The following is a 21,824-nucleotide window of genomic DNA, read 5'->3' as shown; positions in this document are numbered from 1 at the left end:
TGGCTGAATCCGAACCGAGCGGGAGTGAATGTCGTTGAGTCAGGGGCTGCGGGTGCACCAGTGTGTACAGCCATGGACCGCGACCGGAGCAGCACCTCTCGTCCGACCCGTCGGCAACTCCTCGCCGTAGCAGGCTCCGTGCCCCTCGCGGGCGTCGCCCCCGCGGTGGCGGCGTCAGCCCGCGCCGGGACCGCCTCCCTGGTCTTCACCCGTGCCACCAACGGCTCCGCCAGCCTCGCCCCGGTCGGTGACCGCCTGGTCGCCGAGGTGCAGGGCACCCTGTGGTCTCTGCCCCGCACCGGCGGTGCGGCCCGCCCTCTGACTCCGGCCGATCTTGAGCCCAGCCGCCCCACGTACTCCCCGGACGGCAAGCTGATCGCCTTCTGTGCCTACCGGGAAGGCGGCTTCCACCTCTGGACTGTGCGCCCCGACGGTTCCGGCCTGCGGCGTCGCACCGAGGGTCCCTGGGACGACCGCAGCCCGGCATGGGCACCCGACGGCACCCGGCTCGCCTTCTCCTCCGAACGCGGCGGCGATGGCGTCGACGGCAGCCCGTACCGCGTCCACGTCCTGGACCTGCGCACCGGCCGGATCACCCGCGTCACCGGCCTGCCCGGCCAGGACGGCCCCCTGGAGGACGGCCCATGGGAGGACTTCGACCCCACCTGGTCGCCGGACGGCACGCACATCCTGTTCGTCCGAGCGAAGACCGTCAGCACCGCCCTGGGCCTGAGCGTGGAGGCCCGTACGATCGCCGCGGTGCCCGCCGACGGCACCGGCCCGGTCGCCGTCCGGCACACCGAGACCGAGGCCGCGCAGGTCATGGCCCCCGCCGTCGCCCCCGACGGCCGCCTGGCCCACCTGCGCACCACCGCCGCCCCGAACGGCTCCTGCACCCTCGTCGTCGACGGCCGCCCCGTCCCGGTCACCGGCGACATCGCGCCGGTGCCCCCACGCTGGACATCGGCCGGGCAACTCCTGCTGACGCTCGACGGTGCCTTCGCCCTCGTACGACCGGAGAGTCCCGAGCAGCCCGAGACCATCTCCTTCGAGGGCCTGCTCCCGGTGGAACGGCCCCGGTACCGGACCAAGAAGTACGACTTGGGGCAGGCCCGCACCCGTCCGGTGCGCGGGATCCATCTGCCCGCGCTTTCACCGGACGGCCGACAGATCGCGTTCGCGGCCCTCAACTCGCTGTGGCTCGCACCAAGTTCGGGGGGACTTCCGCCACGACGACTGCACAAGGCGGCTCCCACACGCTATCTGCTCGCCCCCGCCTGGGCACCCGACGGGCGGTCGCTCGTCTACGCCGACGACCGCGACGGGCTCCTCGGCGTGTACCGGCACGATCTCGCCACCGGCGCGGAGACCGCGCTCGCGACCGGCGGCCGAGTGCATCCGGCCCTGTCACCCGACGGGCAGCGGCTCGCCTGCCTCGACCTGACCGGCCGGCTCCTCGTCCGCGACCTGGCCTCCTCGGAGGAACACGCCCTGGCCGAACCTCTCGGCGGTGGCGGACTGCCGGGGCGTCCCAGCTGGTCGCCCGACGGCCGCTACCTCGCACTGTGCGACCGCAACCGCCTCAACTCCCGCTTCCGGGAGGGCTACAACCTCATCCGCGTCGTGAACACCACGAGCGGCACCACCCGCCTGCACACTGTGGCACCCCACACCTCGATCTCCGACCGCTACGACTCCGGCCCCGTCTGGTCGCCCGACGGCCGCTGGATGGCGGTCGTCGTCGAGTCGACGCTGTGCCTGCTGCCGGTCGACCCCGACGGCACCCCGTGTGGCGATCTGCGCCCCCTCACCGACGAACCTGGCGACCACCCCTCGTGGTCCGCCGACTCCACGACCCTGCTGTACCTCTGCGCCGGACGACTGCGCCTCGCCGGCGTCGACGGCGGCCCTGTCCGCACTGTCCGCGTGCCCCTCGACGCCCCGAGACCCACGCCCGCCGACCTGGTGGTGCACGCCGGACGCCTGTGGGACGGCACCGGCGAGACGACCCGTGACGACGCCGACATCGTCGTACGGAGCGGACGCGTCACGGCAGTCGAGTCACACCGCTCCGGGCGGCGGGAGGCCCTCCGCCGTATCGATGCCTCCAGGCACACCGTGATCCCAGGTCTGTGGGACACCCACACCCACCCCTGGCAGAGCACCTACGGCGGGCGCCAGACCGTCGGCCAGCTCACCTACGGCATCACCACGGCCGTCTCCCTGGGCGGTTTCGCTTATGAACAGGCCCGCATTCGCGAGGCAGCGGACACCGGACAGCTCGCCGGGCCCCGGCTGCTGACCACCGGTGAACTCCTCGACGGGGCCCGCGTCGCCTACAGCATGGGCCGCGCGCACCGAACCAGGCAGGGCCTGCGCCGCTCACTGGAGCGGGGCGCGGCCCTGGACTGGGACTTCGTCAAAACGTATGTCCGAGCGCCCAGCTGGGTGATGGAGGAGGCCGCCCGCTTCGCCCACGACTGCCTCGGTGTGCGCACCGGAGGCCATCTGCTCTCGCCCGGCGTCCAGCTCGGCCAGGACCTGACGACCCATCTCCAGGCCACTCAGCGGGCCGAGTTCGGCCACGCCGTCACTGCCAAGGGCCGGGCCTACCAGGACGTCGTGGAGATCTACACCGCGCGCGGGGTGCGCTTCTCGCTGATCGCCACCCCCTTCACCGCCCTGCCCCTCCTCGGCGCGGACCCCGACCTCGCCGACGACCCCCGCGTCACCGTGGTGATGCCCCCGTGGGACGCGGCCGCCGTCCGGCAGGCGGCCGGTGTGCCGCCGACGCCGGCCCAACTCGCCACCTTGGGAACGGAGACCGACATCTACCGGCGGATCCTGGCCGAGGGCGGACTCCTCGCCCTCGGCACGGACCAGCCGCTCGTCCCCGTCGGTCTCTCCCTCCACCTCGGCCTGCGCGCCCTGCACCAAGGCGGACTGTCCCCGGCCCAGGCCCTGCGGACCGCCACCGTTCTGCCCGCCCGCCTCTTCGGTGCCGACCGCGACCTCGGCACCCTCGAGGAGGGCAGACTCGCCGACCTGACCGTTGTGGACGGCGACCCGTTCACCGACTTCGCCACCCTGGTCCGTACCGTGGCGGTACTCAGGGGCGGGGTGCCGTACACCACCGAGGAATTGACGGCAGCCTTCGAGCCCACGACCCAGCGCACGACCACGGCCGGGAAGGACTGGCTCGGGACAGGGCGGCTGATGCGCAGGGACGGTTGCTGCGACGGTCACTGGACGTGGAGCACGTCGCCGACGCGATGGTCACTGTAAGCAACGCATCGCCACTTGCTGTTGCCCCATTGCGAAAAAACGACAGGGCGGATTAAATCTCCTGAATTCATCCGGATTAGGATGAATCCGACGGTTGTAGACCTCTGCGGTCTCCAACCGATCACACAGCCCAGCGAGTAGCCGAGCGGTGAGCGGAGGCGACAGTCGCCCGTGGTGATGAATGCCAAAGGCAGCGATGCGAACGACATCGGCTCGTCCATGCCCCGCGCTCCCCGTCCGCCACGCCGGCCGCAGGGACTGCGGAACATACACATCGCGCGTCCCTTGGCGCGGCACTCCATGCGGATGCGGCTGCTCGACGCCGTGGACGAGGACCGGCGCGATGTCGAGGTGCTGCTGACCGCGCTCCAGCACGCGGTGGCCGAGGTGCACGGTCTTGGCGGCATGGTGCATCTCCCGGGCGGCGGCATGAGCGGCATCCTCTACCTGGTCGCCGACAGTGGCCTGCCGGAGTCGATGACCCGGCCCTGGCTGATCATCCCGGCACGGGGCGCGGCCCCGCCCAGCAAGGCCGCCCGCGACGACACCGGCACCTGGCAGGACCACCTGGCCCCGCCCGATCCGGTGCCAGGCCGGGACCCCGCCGCCCTGTGGCCTTCCCGGGTCCCCGCCGGCATAGGCCACCTGGCGGTCCCCGTTCCGGGCGGTGGCCGGCGACGGGGCGCGCTCTCGGTTCTCTTCGCCCCGGGCGACGAGCCCGGCCCGGCGGAGTGCGCGTTTCTGCACGAGGTGGCGGCCTGGATGTCCGGCAGGCTCAGGGCGTCCGGGATCCTCAATCCGTCCCCCACCCTGCTGCGGGCCCTGGAGAACGGGCCCGGAACTCGCGAAACGCCCCCGGGGAACGCGGAAGGGCTGCCTTCCATCACGTACACCTGGGACCTGCGTACCGGTGAGCTGACCGCCGACCGACCCGTCGGGGAGGTGCTGCCCGGCGTCGATCCGGAGGTGATGGCCGGCGGCATCGAGGCGTGGGCGGCTCTGATCCACCCGGACGACCTGCCGGGTGCGGTCACCGGCTTCGACATGGGCATACAGCTCCGCGGCGGCTTCCAGGACGAGTACCGGATCCGGCGCCAGGACGGCACATACCTCTGGATCGAGGCTCGTGCCCGGACGCTCACGGACGAAGCGGGGACCCCGGTGAAAGTGATCGGCAGCATCCGGGACAGCAGCGAAACGCACACTGCCGCGGAGTCGGTGGGCCGGGCGCTGCGGCACATGAGCGACGGCTTCGTCTCCCTGGACACGGACTGGCGCATCGGATTCCTCAACCAGGCCGCCGAGAAGCTCTTCGGCGCCGCGGGAGATGTGGCCGGGGCCCTGCTCTGGGACATTCCCGCGCTACAGGCCCTGCCGGGTCTGGAACAACGGTGCCGGGCCACGGCGGCCGAGGGGCGGCCTGCCGGACTCGACGTCCCGGGGCCGGACGGGACGTCCTGGTACCACGTGCGCCTGGTGCCGGTACCGGAAGGCCTCACGCTCTACATCACCGACACCACCGAGCGGCATCTGCGGGAGGCCGAGCGGGCCGCCGCGGAACGGGCCGCCGCGGAACGCGCGGCCCTGGTGCAGCAGACCACGCGGGAACTGGCCGAGGCCGTCACGGCCCAGGACGTGATGGCGGCGGTGGCCGACGGTGTGATGACACCCCTCGGGGCCACCGGACTCATCATGCTCGGCGTGGCCGACGACCGACTGACCGTGGTCGGCTCCCGGGGATATTCGGAGCGCTTCACCCGGCTGCTGGACGGCAAGTGGACAGTGTCGGACAACCCGGTGGGGGACGCCCTGCGCACCCGCACCACCCTCTTCATCTCCTCCCCGGAGGAATTCCTGACCCGTTACCCGGCAACCGAGATCCTGGTCCGGGAAGGGGGCAAACAGGCCTGGGCCTTTCTGCCCCTGACCGTATCCGGGCGCGACATCGGCGCCGCGGTGATCTCCTTCGGCCGACCGCGGGAGCTGGACGATGACGAACAGACGCTGCTGACCGCGCTCAGCGGACTGATCGCGCAGGCCCTGGAGCGGGCCGGGCTCTACGACGAGGCGACAACCCGGGCCCGCACCCTCCAGCGCAGCCTGCTGCCGCAGGCACTGCCCGAGCTGCCCGAGGTGACGACGGCGGCGCGGTACCAGCCGGCCGAACAGGGCGCTGACGTCGGCGGCGACTGGTACGACGTGATCCCGCTCTCCGCCGCCCGGGTGGCGCTCGTGATCGGCGACGTCATGGGCCACGGCATGGCCGAGGCCGCCACCATGGGCGGGCTCCGCACGGCCGTCCGCACCCTTTCGGAACTGGAGCTGCCGCCCGACGAGATCCTGGGCCACCTCAACGACATCGTCGGCGAGCTGGGCACCGACGCCTTCGCCACCTGCCTGTACGGCATCTACGACCCGGTGACCCGGATTCTGTCGTACGCCAGCGCCGGACAGCCACCCCCGGCGGTCGCCCACCCCGACGGCACCGTCACCTTCCTGTCCATGACCCCGGACCCACCACTGGGGGTGGCCGCTCCGCCCTTCGAAACCCTCGAGACCCTGCTGCCCGCCGACAGCCTGCTCGCCCTCTACAGCGACGGCCTGGTCGAGAGCAAGGACAGGGACGTCGCCACCGGCATGAGCCACCTCGCCGAGCTTCTCTCGCAGTCCGTGAACGCCATGCCGACCGCGCCGGCGGACGGGCCCGGCCTGGACACCCTCTGCGCCACCCTCACCTCCGCCCTCCTCCCCGCCCACGGCGCTCTGAGCGATGACGCCGCCCTGCTGCTGGCCCGCACTCATCCGCTGGACGCGGAGAAGGTCGCCGAGTGGCCGTTGCCGGAGGACCCGGTGGCGGCGGGCCAGGCCCGCGAGCTGGTCCGCGCCCAGCTCACCGACTGGAACCTGGCCGATGAGGACCTGATCATGACCACCGAACTGCTGGTCAGCGAGCTGGTCGGAAACGTCGTCCGGCACGCCTGCGGTCCCATCCGGCTGCGCATGCTCCGCAGTCGCACACTGATCTGCGAGATCTCCGACGCCAGCCTGACCACACCGCACATCCGCCACACCTCCGCCACCGACGAGGGCGGGCGCGGCCTGCAACTCATCTCCGCGCTCTGCCAGCGCTGGGGCACCCGCCACACCCGGACCGGCAAGTCCATCTGGACCGAACAGCCCCTCCCCAGCTGACGTAAAAGCGGTTGCAGTCCGGCCCGGGTCCTGGGTACGGTCCGCGCATGTTCATCACGCCCCGTGTTTCTTAGCTCGGACACCAACCTCGACGTCACCCTTGTGTCCTTGAGCTGTTACGGAGCGTAACTCGCTTGAACACCCTTCGCGATCCCGGTCTGTTCCGGAACCGGGACTTCTCGCTGCTGCTGACCGGCCAGCTGGTCTCCGCCATCGGTGACCAGGCTCAATTCATGGCCCTGCCGCTGATCGTGCTGGCCCTCACCGGGTCGGCCACCCAAGCCGGGTTCGTACTCGGCCTCGGCACTGTTTCCTTCCTGGCGTTCGGACTGATCGCAGGCGCCCTCGTCGACCGGTGGGACCGTAGGACCACCATGATCTGGTGTGAGCTCGGCCGGGCTCTGCTCACTGCCGGCGTGGCCGTCGGGCTGTGGCTGAACAGGCTCACCATGCCCCAGCTGTATGCGACAGCCGTGCTTGCCGGGCTCCTGACCACGCTCTTCCAGGTAGCGAACACAGCGGCTCTGCCCAACGTGGTTGGTCCGCGACAGCTGTCTGCCGCGCTCGGCTATGCGCAGTCCGCCGCCAGCGCGGTGGGCGTCTTCGGGGCTTCCCTCGCCGGCGCGCTCTACGGCCTCGGCCGGACCGTGCCGTTCGCCGTCAACGCGGCTTCCTTCGCGGTGTCCGCCGCATCGCTGCGTTTGATGCGTGCTCGGTTCCAGTCGGACCGGCAGGAGGTGCGGGCGACGTCCCGGCTCACCACCGAGATCCGGGAGGGGATCGGCTGGCTCTGGCACCAGCCGGTCATCCGCTTCCTCACTCTGGTCTCGGCCGCTGACAAGATGCGCTACGGCGCCGGGTACCTGTTGATCATCACCCTTGCCCGACAGGTGGGCGCCTCGCCGCTGTGGATCGGCGTCATCTTCAGCGGCGCGGCGATCGGCGCCATGGCGGGAGCGCTGGTCTCGGACAGGGCCACGCGCCGTTTTCCGCTGGGCCGCATCGCCGTGGTGATGCTGTGGTTGGAGGCGTTGATGTTCCCGCTGTACGCTCTCGCGCCCAATCCGCCGCTGCTGGCAGCGGTCGCGGCCGCCGAGTCGCTGGTGGCTCCGGTGTATGCGGTGGCCATGACCACCCACCAGCTGGCCATCACTCCCGATGAGCTGCGGGGCCGGGCGACGAGCGCGGTCTCCACGCTCACCACGGGAGCCTTGTCGATCGGCACGCTCGCAGGCGGCGCGCTGATCACCACACTGGGTGCCGAGCCGCTGGTCTGGCTCTGCGGAGCATGGCTGCTCGTCCTGGCTCTTCTCACCACGGCCAACCGGGCCGTGCGGCAGGCGCCGCCGGCCGGTGCGCTGCCACGGCAGAAGGCCACGAGTGCGGCCGAGGCTGCTGCTTCGTAGAGGAGCGGGCGGCGGCATGAGGGCCGCCGCCCGCTCGGTGCTGTGCTCCCCCGCCCTATCCCGCGCAGTCGAGCCGGGCGTCGGCCCAGTCCGCGTGGTCGTGGGCGTTGCCGTCGCCGCCGTCCGAGATCACGAGGTGCAGCTGCTGGGCACCGGACACGTCGACGTCCAGTGGCAGGGGCGGTGAGGTGCCGGTGAGGACGGGGGTCGTGCTCAGGGTCCGGCCGTCCGCGGTCACGGAGAAGGTGACCGAGCCGTCCGGGGCGACCTCGTCGTCGATGCCGACGGTGGCGGTGAACCGGCTGCAGTCGCCGCCGAGGAAGAACGCCACGTCGCTGCCGGCGTGGGCACCGAGGCCCTTGTCGTGGACGGTGCCGCGGACCCTGATCGGCCGTCCGTCGCCTGCCGCCTGTTCGCCGTTGGAGGTGTCCCGTTCCACCGGGCCCCAGCCGTTGCTGCTGGAGACGAACGACAGATCGCTCAGGTAGGGGCTGCCGGTGGGCGGCGGGATCGGCACGTCGGTCTCCGCGGTGCCGTACGTCCAGTGGTGCACACCGCCGCGGACGTAGGTGGCGAGCGGCGAGAAGGTGACGGAGACGGGGGTGTCGGAGGCCGTGGGGGCGGTGACGGTCCAGCTCGCCGTGACCGAGTGGCCCGCAGCCACCTTCGAGAAGGTCGTCGGTGTGGTGGCGGTGACCTTCCATCCGGCCGGGGCACCGGGCCGCAGGATGAGGTCGGTGGCCGCATCATGCGACGCCGGGACGGTGAAGCGGGCCTTCAGAGTCGCCGACTCACCCCGGTTGACTGTCGACGGCAGGTCCGCGGCGAGTGTGGCCGGGGGTTCGGCCGGGTGACGTAGGGGGCTGACGCTGAGGTTGTCGAACTCGTCGCTCTGGTAGCCCACCACGCCGATACCGACCTGACCCGAGGTGTACGCGGAGTCGTCCACCGCGCCGACGTTCCTGCCGTCGACGCTCGCGGTGATGGTGGTGCCGCTGAAGCTCAGGCCGAGTCTGTGCCAGCGGTGGGTGCCGAGCGCGTGGGTGGAGCCCTCGGCGAGTGTGGTCAGCCGGCCGCTGGTGTCGCTCTTGACCACCGACCACGTGCCGGTGTCGCGGACCCGCAGGAAGTAGCCTGCCTGGTGGGACTGCGGCCGCTGCTGTTCGCCCGCCCGGCCCATGAGTTCGACGGTACCGGGCTGTTCCAGGTACACATCCGAAGCGACCTTGTAGTTCTTCCAGTCGGTGTCGCCGAGAAGAGCGAACGCGTCGCTGTCGTCCTGCCACTCGATGGGCTGCTGCGCGGACATCTGCCGGACGCACCGACCGGGGCGCCCTCCCCCGCACCGCACGGTCTCGAATGCGCCCTGCATGTCGGACAGGTACTTCGCCTCCCGCCCCAGGGTGTGGTGCTCGAAGGAGTCGCTGTAGGGGAGCGCGAGATGGCCCTGCGGCGGGCTGACGGCGCTGCCCTTGCCCTGGCCGGTGGTGGTGGTCAGGGAGTAGACGTAGCCGGGCTTGAGGGTGACGGTGAAGTGCCCGTCCGTGGGCGTCACGTCACCGGTGTGCACGAAACCGGAGCTGCCGGTGGACTTGAGGTCGGTGGCCCAGATGCGGACCTTGCCGGTCGGCAGTCCGCCGGTGACGGTGATGTCGGCGGTCTGGACGCCGGCGGCGGTGGAGGTCTCCAGGATGGTGCTGTACGCCGAGTCGTCCGGCGACTTCAGGGTGACGTAGCTGCCGTTCGTCCGGTCCCCGCCGAGGTAACCGCTCGCCTTGTCGACGAACTTCCATCCCGGCCGTGTGACCTGGGTGACCTGGGCCGTCGCCCAGAGGCTGGTGCCGATGTCGTACGCCCCGGACCACGGCTGGTTCGCCACCGCGAGGCCTACCGTGTCGTAGGGCAGGTTGGGGTAGATCGCGGCCAGCAGCGGCCAGTTGAGGTAGGCGGTGAACCTGCCGTCGAGGTAGCCGCGGGTGATGGAGCGGATCAGGGCGGCGGCGCCGGTGTTCTCGTCCAGGGAGCCGTTCTCGCTGGCCCACAGTGGCTTGCCGGTGGCCTGGGCGTTGGCCGAGCTGGAGCAGCTGTTCGCGGTGCCGCCGTCGCCGCCCTCGCAGGGGTAATGGACACCGACGACGTCGACGGACTTGGCGAAGTCCGGGTCGGAGACGATGTCGTCGGCGACGTCCAGTCCCGAGTCGGCCGCGACGATCTTCACCGGGAGGTGCCGGGCGGCGAGCGTCGCGTGCAGCTTCTCGTACCAGGCGGTGTCGTAGCCCCGCTCGTTCCAGCCGCCCAGGTAGTCGATGTCCAGGCCGTGCTTCTTGGCGCAGCCCAGCCAGGCGGTCAGGTAGTCGATCATGTCCTGGGACCAGAAGTGGCCGCCGCCCGGGGAGTTGTCCGCGTTGCCGATCCAGCCGGGGGCGCCCCAGGCGAGGCCGTACAGCCTGAGGTGCGGGTTGCGCTTCTTCGCCTGCTCCATCAGCCACCACTCGTAACCGCTGTCGCAGTGCACGGTCCCTCTGGTGTGCTCGATGCTGGGCTCGGACCCGTCGGTGGAGTTGGTGTCACCGCCGATCTCCACTTTGAGCAGCTGCAGGGAGGCGCCGTAGCCCGGTTTGAAGAGGTAGTCCAGGATCTGGCCGCGCTGCGGCTCGGGATAGTTGATGAGCAGCCGTGAGTTGCCTCCGCCGCCGCTGATGGCGCCGATGCCGTCGAAGGTGCGCCCGGCGCCGGAGCCGTCCACCGTGATATCGGTCGTGCCCGGATCGGGTGCCTCACCGACGAAGTCGGTCCGGTCGACGGTCACCGCGGTGCCGCTGGAGGCCTCGTTCTTCCGTCCGGTCGACGTGAGCGTGAAGGTGTGCGGGCCGTCGGGCAGCGTGGGGCTGGTCCACACAAGGACATCGCCGGTGCGAGTGGCGCTGTAGAGGTCGACGTCGACCGGGGTGCCGCCGTCGACGGAGACGGCGGCGATGCCGTGGCCGGGGTCGGTGACCGCGTGCAACATGAGCCGGGTGCCGGTGAAAGCGAAGTCGACCGAGTCGCCGGTTTGTTCGGTCCAGCTGTTGGTGCCTTCATAGGGATTGGCGGGCGCGCCTTCACCACTCGCGTGGCCCCAGCCTGAGCCGTGGTAGTCGAACTGGTCCCGGCCGCTTCCCTGGGCCGAGTCGTCCACCGTGACGGTGGTGGCGGTGCCCTCGGCGCCGCCACCGTCGGCTGCGGCTGTTGCCGTCGCTGTCGCCGTCGCCGTCGCCGAGAACAGCAGGACGAGTGCGGTGAGGAACGCGCTGCCCGGTCTCGGTGCATGGCTCCGTGCAGATGGTGACATGCGCTCTCCCGGCGTTCCAGGGATGACGGAGCGGACAGCTCCGCGCACTGTGCTACAGGAACTCACGCAGTCGGACAATGGTCCAGACAAAATTCAACAGAAGGTTGCGCCGTACTCATGCCGTAAGGGCTACAGGGTCAGACGGAGTTCGGACGGCGGCGGGCCCGCGGGGCAAGCGCCACGCCCGCTGCGGCGATGAGGCGCACGCTGCCCTCCGCGCGAGCGAGCGCCTGCTCCGGCGACGCGCAGCCGGGCCCACGGTTTGCCGAGGCGGCGGCGCACTCCTCCGGAACATCCCGTACCGCGGTGATGGTGTTGGTTCGACGGTGAGACCACCATGTACACCGATACGCTCGCGAAGCCATACGGTCGGCCGCGGGGCGACCCGCGCGCCGGGACTTCCTCGGTGTGCTTTCGGCCGAACGTTCCGGCACGTGTCACCTCTTCTGTGAGCTGTTTCACCTGGCACCCGCGCGACGTCTTTGGCCCGGTCAGCGCGCGGTGTGCCGGTGCGTGGCAGGAATTGTCAACAGGCTGTCGTTGCGGACGGCTCACCGCTGGGAACAGGGTGTGATCGTGAGACAGCGACGTGTAGTGATCGTGGTTTACCCCGGCGCCCAGACCCTCGATGTCAGTGGGCCACTCGAAGTCTTCGACACCGTGAACCGGCTGTTATCCGATCCGACAGACGCCTATCGCCTGCAGTGCGTGTCTCCTGAGGCTCCATCAGTTGCCACGTCGGCGGGCCTGGTTGTGCAGGCTGAGCCCCTGGAGGCGGCCGAGGGGGCGATCGACACCCTCCTCGTACCCGGAGGGCCGGGCTTGAAGGAGGCCTTGACGGATACTTCCCTCATCGCCTGGATCAGAGGCACCGCCGCCCGGGCCCGGCGTGTGGCCTCCGTGTGCGGAGGTGCCTTCCTGCTGGCGGAGGCCGGTCTCCTCGACGGGCGGCGGGCGACCACGCACTGGGCGTACTGGGAGCAGTTGGCTCGTCGCTACCCCGAGGTGACGGTGGATCCCGAACCGATCTTCGTCCGGGACGGCCCGTACGTCACTTCGGCGGGGGTGTCGACCGGCATCGACATGGCCTTGGCGCTGGTGGAGGGCGACCACGGGGCGACGTATGCCCTGGAGGTGGCGAAGTACCTGGTCCTGTACCTCAAACGACCCGGCGGACAGGCGCAGTTCAGCATGGTCCTCGACGCACAGCTCACCGATCACGAGCCGATCCGCGCGGTGCAGGACTGGATCCAGGAAAACCTCCATCGCGCTCTGCTGGTGCCCGAGTTGGCGTGCCACGCGAGCATGAGCCCCCGTCACTTCGCCCGGGTCTTCCGGCGCGCGGTGGGGATGACACCCGGCCGGTACGTCCGTCGTATGCGCATCGCTCGGGCTCGTCAACTCCTGGAGGCGACCGACCTGTCGGTGGGCCAGATCGCGAGCAGGTGTGGATTCACGGCGTGCGAGACGTTCTTACGGGCGTTCGGTGCCCTCGTCGGCGTCACACCCGCCCAGTACCGGCAGCGCTTCCAGCTCCCCGCGCCCTCCGGCCTGCGCGTGCAACCGGCCTGGGCGGAGCGGAGGTCGGCATGACCGACCGGATACGCCTCGTGGACTACCTGGCCGCTGAGCTCGACCGCATCGGTGTCCGGTACGTGTTCGGGGTCGGCGGGGCCAATATCGAGGACCTGTACCACGCGGTGCACCGGCTCCCCGGCCGGATCCGCGGGGTCGTGGCCAAACACGAGTTCTCCGCGGTCACCATGGCCGACGGGTGCGCGCGGGCCACGTCGCGCCTCGGCGTAGTCGCGGCCACGTCGGGTGGCGGCGCGATGAACCTGGTTCCGGGGCTGGCCGAGGCCCATGCCTCACGCATCCCGTTGCTGGCCCTCGTGGGGCAGCCGCCCACCCAACAGGAGGGCCGGGGGGCCTTCCAGGACTCGAGCGGCAGGGCGGGTTCCTTCGACGCCCTGGAGGTCTTCGCACCCGTGTCACGGTTCTGCGCATGGGTGACCGAACCGGATGATATCGCCGCGCTGCTTGCCCAGGCGATCACCGTGGCGCAGTCCGAGCCGCGCGGTCCCGCTGTGCTCCTCCTGCCCAAGGACGTCCAGCAGGCCCGCATCGACGTGCCGGCCGCGGGCGCCATAGTGACCGCGCACGCCGAAGGAGCGGCGGAGTCCACGAGGCCGACGCGGCCGGACCCCGCCTCCCTCGCCGCGGCGCTCGGCGTGCTGGAGGGCGCCTCCCGCGTCATGGTGATCGCCGGCGAAGGCGTGGCCGGGGCGGGGGCACGCGACGAACTGGCCCGTCTGGTGCGGCGCCTGGGCGCTTGTGTGGCCGTGACCCCGGATGCCAAGGACGTCCACGACAACCGCAGCCCCCGGTTCGTGGGCGTGGCGGGAGTGATGGGCCACCGCGAGGTCGAGGAGTGTCTGCGCCGGGCCGACGTCTGCCTGCTGGTGGGCACGCGCCTGCCCGTCCTGGCGCGGGGGAAGCTGGAACCGCTGCTCACCGAGATGCCGGTGGTCTGCGTCGACCCCGAGCCACCGTTCGTTCCGGCAATCGCTCTGACTGGGAGAGTGGCCGAGACGCTACGAACGGTGGAGAGCCGCGTCCGCCCGCGGCCGCCGGTCTGCCCTGCCCATCGGTCGCCGTCCCTTCTGCGCGCCTCTTCCCCTTCGGGAGGGGCCACCGACTACCTGTCGGCGGTCGCGGCGATCGCCGGGGCGCTGCCGCAGGACGCCCATGTCTTCGTGGACGCCGGCAATGTGGGGGCCGCCGCGATCCACGCCTTGCCGGCCCCCCGCGACGGGCGTTTCGTCGTGGCGGTGGGCATGGGCGGCATGGGCTACACCTTCGGCGCCGGGATCGGCGCCGCGCTGGCCACCGGACGGCGTGCGTACGTGGTGGCCGGTGACGGGGCGTTCTTCATGCACGGCATGGAGGTGCACACCGCCGTCGAATACGACGCGCCGGTCACCTTCGTCGTCCTGAACAACAACGCGCACGGGATGTGCGTCACCCGTGAGGAGGTCTTCCAGGGCGGGGCCCGCGCCGAGAACGTCTTCAACCCGTCCGGCATCGCCGCCGGGGCGGCTGCGATGTTCCCCCGGCTGCGCGTCGCCTCGGCCGCCGACCCGGCGCAGCTGCACGCCGCGTTGCTGCGCAGCAACGACGGTGGCGGACCGGCCCTGGTCGCCATCGACCTCGACCACCGTGAGACACCGCCGTTCCAGCCCTTCCTCACCGGCTCGACGTCCTCCCCTGCCGGCACCGGCGGCACGCACCCACACGCACACCACCACCCGCTCCACGACGAGGAGTACATCCATGACCGAGCGATCCACGTCGGCTGACGTCCCGGACCTGGTGACGGTGGAGACCACCAGCCTCGACGAACTACTCGCCCGCTGCCGGGCGCTGACCTCGACCGCCTACCCGCACCAGCAGGTGTACGGGGAGTACTGCACCATCCAGGAGTACGTCGACTGCCCGCCGGAGGCGGCGTACGACTATCTCAGCCGGGGCCACCACCTGGAGGAGTGGACATGCAGCCTGCGGGACTTCGAGCCCACCGGCGAACCAGGGCTGTGGGTGGGCGAGGACCGATTGGAGAAGGGCACCCGGATCTACTGCCGCGTCGAGGCCCGTCCCGGTGCCATGACCGTCGACTACCACTGCGCCTGGGACCAGGGCCGCGAGCTGTGGATGGTCTACCTGATGAGGGTGATCCCGGCCGAACTCGTCCTCGGCCGGCCCGGTTCGGTGATCACCTGGACCAACTGCCGGCACCCGTACTACCGGAACAATCCGCGCCCGGACCTGGCACCGCACCCGGACCGGCGCTGGGTGGGTGACTACTGGGACCTGTTCTACGCCGGCCACACCCTGGAGATGCGCAACCTCAAGGCGATTCTCGAGCACCGGCACCGCAACGGTCTGCCCATCAGCACCTCCCCGGCGAAGCGGGCGGCCCGATGACGACGGTGAGCCTGACCGACGTCGCCTCGTACCTGCCCGGCGAGCCCGTGCCCGCCGCCTACTTCACCGGGCAACCGGCCGCACAGGACACACTCCGCGACAGCCCGATGTTCAAAGTCCCCCCGTACCGCCACCACGTCGCCCCCGGCGAGACCAACACGGACCTGATCGAGCGGGCCGTTCAGCCGCTGATCGAACGGCACGGCCGGGCGGAGATCCGCCGCGTGGACGTCCTGCTCGTGCACAGCCAGTTGCCGGACCAGCCCTTCGTCGGCGCCGGCACCGAAGTGGCGCGCCGGCTGGGTCTGGCACCGCGGTGGCTGATCGACGTGGCCAACGCGGGCTGTGCCTCATTCGTGCACATGCTGGAAGTGGCTCGGCAGATCCTCCTCAGCGGAGCCGGACGTACGGCCCTGATCTGCAACGCCCAGAGCGCCGCGGGCCAGTTGTTCACCCAGTCGCGGGTTCGGGGACTGTCCCAGGCCGCCATCCCCGGCGACGGCTGCGGGGTCGGCTACGTGACGACCTCCGCGCAGACCCCCGTCCTCGACATCGAGAGCCGGCACATCACCGCCCACGCCGGTGACATGGTCATGGTGCGCGACGACGGGCGCAAGTACTGGGAGGCCGGCGACGCCCAGGTGCGCATGGGGTTCACCGAGACCGGCGTCGCGCATGTGCTGGAGCGTGGCAACCGTCTGGTGCCGCAGGTCGTGCGGGAGTTGTGCCGCCGCCTCGACACCGACACCACCGGCATCGGCTGTCTGATCACCAACCAGCCCAATCGCACCTTCCTCCGGAACTGGCGTGAGGCGCTGGGGCTGCCCGCCGAACATCACCCCGACACCTTCGACCGGTGCGGCAACCTCTTCGGCGCCGCGATGCCCGTCACGCTCGACCACGCGAGCGGCGCCAAGCGGCTGCGGGACGGTGACCTGGTCGTGCTGGCCGGATTCGCCCACGCCGGGGACTACGCCGGTGCCGCGGCGATCCGCTGGGGGCAGGGATGGTGACGGCACCGTCCGAGTCACCGCTCCGTGCACGTACCGTGGCGGGTGCGGGGTGGCCGGAGCGGCGCCCGCGCCCGCCGGTGTTTCCGGCTCTAGTTCCTCCTGCCGCTCGTACCGCCCGCGAAGGCGACCAGTTCGTCCTTGGAGGCGAAGTTGCCCACGTTGGTGTCCAGCGGTGCGTCGGTGTACTGGTGGAACATCCACTTCGCGTGGATGTTGGGCTTGCCCGCGTGCACGCCGTATTCGGCGATCCAGAGGAAGTCACCCGCGTTGCTGGTGGTGTCCCGATGGGTCCAGAAGTCCCGGTTGCAGTACAGCCCGACCTTGTGGTGGGAGCCGCCGAGCCGCTTGACCTCGGCGATGAAGGAGTCCTTCTCCGCGCAGGTCGCCGCGGTGCCGTTCGGGTTGGTCTCCCAGTCGACGACCAGCAGGTCGTGCTCGATGCTCGCGCAGGCCTTCACGAAGTGGGCCGCCTGCTCCTTGATGTGGCCCGGGTGCAGGAAGTGGTAGAAGCCGACGACCAGGCCCGCGGCGCGGGCGTGCGCGGCCTGTTCCCTCTGCTTGGGGTTGACGTAGGAACGGTCCTCGGTGGCCTTGATGAACGCGAAGCTGGTGCCGTCGGTGGGGAACTTCGCGTTCTGGAAGGCGGATACGTCGTAGCCCTTGATCGTCATGGTGGTCCTCCGATGTGTCGATCCGGGGGGAGCACCGTGGGCAGCCGTCCACGACATCGCCGCCTCGGGCTCAGGCGGGTACTCGACCGCGAACAGGCTGGGGTTCTCAAGCGCTCAGCGAGCACGACCAGTTCCTCGGGTCGCTCGTCTGCGTCGAAGAACCCGCCCAAGCCGGTGATCTTCACGGGCACCACGGCATCCTCGCCATGGCGCTCGCGGTGCTGCCGCTCCGGATACCAGGCGTCCGCACGCCGGTCCGGCACGGTGCGGTCCTCCGCGGTCTCTTCCACGATCTGTCCGGTGGCCGTGTCGCGCAACTTGCAGCAGCCGCTGCCGTCAGCCTGGGCCGAAAGCCTCAGTCGCGCGGCCACAACTCGTCGCTCGAGCACACCCGAGCGCTCATGTTGCGCTCCATCATGCGCAGTGCGGCGTCCGCCAGATCGCGGTGGATGTGGGCCACCGCGTCGCGCGGGACCGTCACGTCGAGGTGGCGGATGTGAGCGTCCAGCGCCGAGTAGAGCACGCACTGCTCGGTGACCTGACCGCACAGGACCAGGTGGTCGATGCCCTGCTGGGAGAGGAGGTAGCCCAGCGGTGTCTCGTAGAAGATCGAGTGGCGCGCCTTGACGATGAAGAGCGAGGAGTCGTCCGGACGCAGCGGTTCGACGAGGCAGGCGTGCGGTCCTGCGAGCGCCTTGTCCAGCAGTTCGCCGTGGTGGGAGCGCCATTCGCCGAAGTTGTCGTTGACGTAGACGACCGGCACGTCGTTCTCCCGGGCCCGTTCCAGGAGCGATACCACCCGTGGGACCACCACGGACACCGAGGGCAGTAGCAGCTCGGCATCGGGGTGGTCATAGGTGTTGATCATGTCGATGACGATCAGTGCGGTGGTGTCCATGATCTCCGTAGGGCCCTTCCCAGCATGATCACCCTACCGCGGCCTGCCAGGGCGAGCATGTCCGAGCGGGCGTGCCGAAGGCAGCCTGTTCCGTACGCTGGCGGCATGCGCATGCGCCCCACCTTGAACTGGACCCCCACCGAGGACCTGCCTCCGGCCACCACGGATCTGCAGCCGGTCGCCGATGCGCTGAGCACGGGCGGTGTGCTGGTGCTCAGCGGGGCCGGCATCTCCACGGAGTCGGGCATTCCCGACTACCGGGGCGAGGGTGGGAGCCTGAGCCGGCACACCCCGATGACCTACCAGGACTTCACCGCCGGCGCCCACGCCCGGCGCCGGTACTGGGCGCGCAGCCACCTCGGCTGGCGCACCTTCGGACGCGCCCGCCCCAATGCCGGGCACCGGGCCGTGGCCGCGTTCGGGCGGCACGGCCTGCTCTCGGGCGTGATCACCCAGAACGTCGACGGCCTGCACCAGGCCGCCGGCAGCGAGGCCGTGGAACTCCACGGAAGCCTGGCCCGGGTCGTGTGCCTTTCCTGCGGTGCCTTCAGCCCGCGCCGGGAACTCGCCCGACGGCTGGAGGAGGCCAACGCGAGCTTCGAGCCGGTGGCCGCCGGCATCAACCCCGACGGCGACGCCGATCTCACCGATGAACAAGTCCGGGGCTTTCGCGTGGTGCCCTGCACGGTCTGCGGCGGCATCCTCAAACCGGACGTGGTGTTCTTCGGTGAAGCCGTGCCGCCGCAGCGGGTCGAGCACTGCCGTCGGCTGGTCCGTGAGGCGACCTCACTGTTGGTCCTGGGATCCTCGCTGACGGTGATGTCCGGGCTACGGTTCGTCCGTCAGGCGGCCGAGGCCGGGAAGCCCGTGCTGATCGTCAACCGGGACCCGACCCGCGGCGACCGGTACGCCCTCGCCCGGGCAGCCCTCCCGCTGGGAACGGCCCTCACGACCGTGGCCGACACGCTGGGCATCCCCGTCGACGGCCAGCCGTCTCCGCAGGCATCTCCGGCGTCTCAGTGAACGGTGCGTTCGGGGATCGCCGGCAGGACCTTTTCAGCGATGCCGAGGAGAGCGCTGTCGTCCGGGAGGGCTCCGGACTCGCTCCACACGGTGAGGTCGACTGAGCCGCCCCGGTCCTTGCGGTCCAGCGCCACGGACAGCGTCCTGGCCAGGGGGCCCTCCTCGGCCGGTCCGCCGGATCCGCCGCTCCCCAGGTTGATCTTGAACTTCATGGTGTGGTCCGAGGAGAAGACCGCGGGCCGGCCCAGAACAGTGAGCGTCCTGACGTTGCTCTCATTCCCGTACTTCATCAGCTTCACGTACTGGGCGGTCGACAGCTCGTTGTAAGTGGCCGACAGATTCACGGTGTACGTGTCGAACGCGATCTCGGCCTCCGGCTCGGCGACCTTCCCGGCGGTCAGGGCAGCGGTGTTGTTGGACCCGGAAGCCGTCCACGCGGTCTCTCCAGGCGTGCCAAGGAGTTGGGCGAGGTCGGGCCGGTTGAGTGCCTCGCACAGCTCGTCACCGGTCACAGCACGGGGCGTCTCCTTGTATGCCTTCGGCAGTTTCTCGTGCTCCTCGCTCGAACACGAGGCACGCCGCGGCGCGCCGTCGTCGGACGGCAGCACGCGTGGAGCCAGCCACAGCGCGGCCGCGAGGGCCCCGAACACGGCTACGGCCGCGACGGCCTGGCCCCACACGTTGGGCTCCTTCTCCGGACCCACCGCGCCGGGGCCCGGCCCGGCTGCGGCCTGGGCCGGGGCTCGAAGCTGAGGCTGGGGCTGGGGCTGGGGCTGGGGCTGGGGCTGGGGCTGGGGCTGGGGCTGGGGACCAGCATCGCCCGCCGCCCCGTCATCGGAGGCCGCCGGACTCGCATTCCGGCGTGTGCGCAGGGCCCGGACCACCGTGTAGACGCGTACAGCGGTGAACACGAGGAAGACGATGCCGAGACCGGTCGCGGTCAGGTCGTGATCGCGGACGGCGAGATACATGATGCGTACGCCGAGAACAGAACCGATCACAATGAACAGGGGTTCGCGGACCCAGAACGGGAGGCGACGGAGGAGGAATCCAAGCACCCGGTGATCTCAGCAGGACAAGATTAGGTTCGCCATGGCGGAAGCCACAATTCCGGGCCCTACCGGCGCTGTCCCGGTCCCGCGGTGTGCGGAAGACCGGCGGCGTCCACCGGTCCGGCCGCCCGGAGCGCCGTCGCCACCGTTGCCGCACCCGTCGTGCCTCCCGGTACTGGCACTGCCTCCAGCACCAGTACGGCGAGGTCGTCGTCGATCGGTTCGGTACTGAAGTCGTGAGCGGCTTGCCGAACTCGTTCGGCCACGGCCTTCGCGCCGAGTCCCAGGCATCCCCGGAGCACGTTCGCCAGGCCGTCGTCGTCGTCCAACTGCCTTGTCCCTCTGCGGCGTTCGGTCACACCGTCGGTCACGCACAACAGCGTCTCACCGGGCGCGAGGATGAAGGAGTTGGCGTGGAACTGCGCATGCTCATCGATGCCGAGCAGCATCTGCGAGTCCGCGGCCGGAGTCACCGCCCCGTCCGTCGACAGCCGCAACGGAGGCGGGTGCCCGGCGCTGGCCATCATGCAACGTGCGCCGCCGGTGACCAAGTCGGGCTCCAACTCCCCGTACAGCAGGCTCAGGAAGCGGGAGCCTTCCCGCTCGCCGCGGAACGCCACGGCTTCGGCGGCCTCTTCCGCCATGGCGAGGTTCAGCCGGTTGAGCAGGGACTCGATGCCGTGGCCCTCACGTGCCAACAGCCGTACGAGGTGCCGGGCCAGGCCGGTGACGGACATCGCCTCCAGGTCGTGGCCGCACACGTCGCCGAGCAGGAAGCACCACCGGTGGTCTCCCATCGGGAACAGGTCATAGAAGTCCCCGCCGACGGTCTGGTCCTCACCGCAGGGCTCGTAGACGATCGCCGTGTCGATGCCCGGAATGGTGGCGAGGGACGGGGGGAGTTGCCTGCGCTGGAGCATCCGGCTGATGCTTGCCTGCCGCGTGTAGTGCCGGGCGATGACCACCGCCTGGGCCACGCGTCGGGCCACGTCCTCCGCGAGCCGTACGACGGCATCGGTGAGCTGAGGCAGCCCCTCCTGGCCGATCAGGAGCGTGCCCTGGCACCGGCGGCCCGAGACGAGCGGGAACGCCAGCGCCGAGCCGCCCGTGTTCTCGGTGCCTCCGCACTCGGGCCAGGGCCAGGGGACACCGGTCGTGCTCAGTCTGGCGGACGGACGGTCCTTCTCCAGCGCCAGGCGGAGCGTGCGGATGTGCCGCTCGTCCTTGTGCCAGACATGGGAGAGCCGCATCTCGGCGTTTTCCGTGGTCAGCCATACTCCGCACCAGTCGGCGAGCCTGGGGACCAGGAGCTGGCCGGCGAGCGCGGCGACCATGTCGTCGTCCAACTGTCCGGCGAGGAGCTCTCCGGCCTCGGCGAGGAACGACTGCCCTTCGCGCTCGGCCCACTCGACGCCGCGGCCCCGGCGGTTGCGCGGCAGCACGGGCTCGGGGGCCGGCAGGCGGCGGACGGTCTCGGTGAGGGAGCCGGCGGCACCCTGCTCCGTGGGCGCGAGCGGGGCCACCCTCGCGCATTCCAGACGGAACCAGGCTGTCTTCCCGGTGGGCCGGTGGGTCATCCCCCAGGATTCGGCGAGCGTGCGCATCAGCTGCCGGCCATAGCCGCGTACGTGGCTCTGTACGCCTTTTCCGCTGCCACGGGAGCCGGGGGGACCGCACTCCGACACCTCGACCACGACACCCACACACACGGCCTCGCCACGTGTGGAATCGGCCTGGGACCCCTGACCGGTCTCGAGGCGGCAGGCCACCTCGACCTCGGACGCATCGTGCGTGGCGGCACTGGTGACCAGCTCACTGACGAGGAGCACGGCGTCATCGACGAGCCGGTCACTGATCGCCGGTGCCCCGAGGAGGAGCACAGCGGCCCGCTCGGCGAACACGCCACGCAGAAACGTGCGTGCGGCCGAAGCTGCGAGCTCGTTGGCAGGGATACGCGTCCGTGCCATGG

The 21,824-nt window shown here is 70.6% G+C and carries 13 protein-coding genes; 8 read left to right on the top strand and 5 right to left on the bottom strand.

The features are described from left to right. Positions 1–72 precede the first annotated feature (72 nt). The 3 genes from ACH45E_RS06275 (at position 73) to ACH45E_RS06265 (ending at position 7,883) form a co-directional block, all read left to right on the top strand. Positions 73–3,285 carry an amidohydrolase family protein gene (locus ACH45E_RS06275; protein ID WP_361444147.1) on the top strand — a complete coding sequence of 1,071 codons (3,213 nt, stop codon included), beginning with the start codon at positions 73–75 and terminating at the stop codon, positions 3,283–3,285. A 285-nt stretch (positions 3,286–3,570) separates the two neighbouring features. Further along, the gene (locus ACH45E_RS06270) at positions 3,571–6,477 is read left to right on the top strand and encodes a SpoIIE family protein phosphatase (protein ID WP_361444150.1); all 2,907 of its coding nucleotides are present in this window, start codon (positions 3,571–3,573) and stop codon (positions 6,475–6,477) included. A gap of 134 nt (positions 6,478–6,611) precedes the next feature. Beyond that, positions 6,612–7,883 (top strand): MFS transporter, encoded by a 1,272-nt coding sequence (locus ACH45E_RS06265; protein WP_361444153.1) that lies wholly within the window; start codon positions 6,612–6,614, stop codon positions 7,881–7,883. Positions 7,884–7,938: 55 nt separating this feature from the next. Here the strand turns inward: ACH45E_RS06265 and ACH45E_RS06260 are convergent, their stop codons facing one another. Next, the gene (locus tag ACH45E_RS06260) at positions 7,939–11,214 is read right to left on the bottom strand and encodes an NPCBM/NEW2 domain-containing protein (protein WP_361444156.1); all 3,276 of its coding nucleotides are present in this window, start codon (positions 11,212–11,214) and stop codon (positions 7,939–7,941) included. 408 nt (positions 11,215–11,622) lie between these two features. On the opposite strand from ACH45E_RS06260, the gene ACH45E_RS06255 reads away from it, so the two are divergent. From ACH45E_RS06255 to ACH45E_RS06240, 4 genes are read left to right on the top strand one after another with little or no spacing between them, the layout of a single operon-like run. Beyond that, positions 11,623–12,807 (top strand): GlxA family transcriptional regulator, encoded by a 1,185-nt coding sequence (locus ACH45E_RS06255; protein WP_399040097.1) that lies wholly within the window; start codon positions 11,623–11,625, stop codon positions 12,805–12,807. Beyond that, positions 12,804–14,573: a thiamine pyrophosphate-binding protein gene (locus ACH45E_RS06250; RefSeq protein WP_361444159.1), complete on the top strand. Its 1,770-nt coding sequence runs from the start codon at positions 12,804–12,806 to the stop codon at positions 14,571–14,573. Before ACH45E_RS06255 ends, ACH45E_RS06250 begins: the two co-directional genes overlap by 4 nt. Beyond that, positions 14,548–15,198 (top strand): SRPBCC family protein, encoded by a 651-nt coding sequence (locus ACH45E_RS06245; RefSeq protein WP_361444162.1) that lies wholly within the window; start codon positions 14,548–14,550, stop codon positions 15,196–15,198. The genes ACH45E_RS06250 and ACH45E_RS06245 overlap by 26 nt, the downstream gene beginning before the upstream one ends. Next, positions 15,195–16,211, top strand: a complete 1,017-nt coding sequence (locus ACH45E_RS06240; protein ID WP_361444164.1) for a ketoacyl-ACP synthase III family protein — start codon at positions 15,195–15,197, stop codon at positions 16,209–16,211. The genes ACH45E_RS06245 and ACH45E_RS06240 overlap by 4 nt, the downstream gene beginning before the upstream one ends. 89 nt (positions 16,212–16,300) lie before the next feature. On the opposite strand, the gene ACH45E_RS06235 is transcribed toward ACH45E_RS06240, so the two are convergent. Both ACH45E_RS06235 and ACH45E_RS06230 read right to left on the bottom strand, forming a co-directional pair. After that, the gene (locus tag ACH45E_RS06235) at positions 16,301–16,882 is read right to left on the bottom strand and encodes a glycoside hydrolase family 25 protein (RefSeq protein ID WP_361444167.1); all 582 of its coding nucleotides are present in this window, start codon (positions 16,880–16,882) and stop codon (positions 16,301–16,303) included. A 355-nt stretch (positions 16,883–17,237) separates the two neighbouring features. Then, complete coding sequence (locus tag ACH45E_RS06230; protein WP_361444170.1) at positions 17,238–17,780, bottom strand: isochorismatase family cysteine hydrolase; 543 nt, start codon at positions 17,778–17,780, stop codon at positions 17,238–17,240. 105 nt (positions 17,781–17,885) lie between these two features. Between ACH45E_RS06230 and ACH45E_RS06225 the strand changes: the two genes are divergently transcribed. Continuing rightward, positions 17,886–18,803: an NAD-dependent protein deacetylase gene (locus tag ACH45E_RS06225; RefSeq protein ID WP_361444173.1), complete on the top strand. Its 918-nt coding sequence runs from the start codon at positions 17,886–17,888 to the stop codon at positions 18,801–18,803. Here the strand turns inward: ACH45E_RS06225 and ACH45E_RS06220 are convergent. Together ACH45E_RS06220 and ACH45E_RS06215 are read right to left on the bottom strand one after the other, a co-directional pair. Then, positions 18,797–19,861: a DUF6215 domain-containing protein gene (locus ACH45E_RS06220; protein ID WP_361444176.1), complete on the bottom strand. Its 1,065-nt coding sequence runs from the start codon at positions 19,859–19,861 to the stop codon at positions 18,797–18,799. The genes ACH45E_RS06225 and ACH45E_RS06220 overlap by 7 nt on opposite strands. 59 nt (positions 19,862–19,920) lie before the next feature. After that, the gene (locus tag ACH45E_RS06215; RefSeq protein ID WP_361444179.1) at positions 19,921–21,822 is read right to left on the bottom strand and encodes a SpoIIE family protein phosphatase; all 1,902 of its coding nucleotides are present in this window, start codon (positions 21,820–21,822) and stop codon (positions 19,921–19,923) included. Positions 21,823–21,824: the final 2 nt, after the last annotated feature.

The organism is Streptomyces sp. NPDC020299, assembly GCF_044387825.1.
Taxonomy (GTDB): domain Bacteria; phylum Actinomycetota; class Actinomycetes; order Streptomycetales; family Streptomycetaceae; genus Streptomyces.
Note: the sequence above shows the minus strand (reverse complement) of the source record. Positions and strands in the feature narration are given on the sequence as shown.

Excerpts from the sequence above, each read along its gene's own strand:
- ACH45E_RS06275 (WP_361444147.1), top strand. The coding sequence starts at position 73 with ATGGACCGCGACCGGAGCAGCACCTCTCGTCCGACCCGTCGGCAACTC.
- ACH45E_RS06260 (WP_361444156.1), bottom strand. The coding sequence starts at position 11,214 with ATGTCACCATCTGCACGGAGCCATGCACCGAGACCGGGCAGCGCGTTC.
- ACH45E_RS06250 (WP_361444159.1), top strand. The coding sequence starts at position 12,804 with ATGACCGACCGGATACGCCTCGTGGACTACCTGGCCGCTGAGCTCGAC.
- ACH45E_RS06245 (WP_361444162.1), top strand. The coding sequence starts at position 14,548 with ATGACCGAGCGATCCACGTCGGCTGACGTCCCGGACCTGGTGACGGTG.
- ACH45E_RS06240 (WP_361444164.1), top strand. The coding sequence starts at position 15,195 with ATGACGACGGTGAGCCTGACCGACGTCGCCTCGTACCTGCCCGGCGAG.
- ACH45E_RS06235 (WP_361444167.1), bottom strand. The coding sequence starts at position 16,882 with ATGACGATCAAGGGCTACGACGTATCCGCCTTCCAGAACGCGAAGTTC.
- ACH45E_RS06230 (WP_361444170.1), bottom strand. The coding sequence starts at position 17,780 with ATGGACACCACCGCACTGATCGTCATCGACATGATCAACACCTATGAC.
- ACH45E_RS06225 (WP_361444173.1), top strand. The coding sequence starts at position 17,886 with ATGCGCATGCGCCCCACCTTGAACTGGACCCCCACCGAGGACCTGCCT.
- ACH45E_RS06215 (WP_361444179.1), bottom strand. The coding sequence starts at position 21,822 with ATGGCACGGACGCGTATCCCTGCCAACGAGCTCGCAGCTTCGGCCGCA.